The organism is Treponema sp. R6D11, assembly GCF_054786075.1.
In genome coordinates this window covers 1-310 of sequence record NZ_BDHD01001406.1, presented here as the reverse complement: position 1 = coordinate 310, position 310 = coordinate 1, and the positions used below count along the sequence as shown (strand labels likewise).

Sequence of the window (310 nt, the reverse complement as noted above, 5' to 3'; positions counted from 1 at the left end):
AAATTATATTCTATTATATCAGGTAAACATGGATGTTTTGCTCCCTGTAAAAAACGAAGTCGATCACTTAACATTTTTCGCTTAATGTCATTCTCTCCAACACCCAATATCCATTTTATCCAGAAAGACATCCCTTCTTCATTTATTGCAAAACAATGTTGTGAATATCCTCTTTTTTTTATTTCATTATCGTTATATTGATATTTTTCGAAAAGCATCATATTATATCTTTTATATACGATATAACTATTCTTGTCAATTATTGATACTTAATGTATATAATAAAATTTCTCATCCGTGTCTATAGTAG

1 protein-coding gene is annotated in these 310 nt (G+C 27.1%); it reads right to left on the bottom strand.

The genetic code is table 11. The features are described from left to right. Positions 1-221 (bottom strand): hypothetical protein (locus ACYVTD_RS18940; protein WP_461249125.1); only part of this gene is annotated, 221 nt, incomplete at its 3' end. Positions 222-310 lie beyond the last annotated feature (89 nt).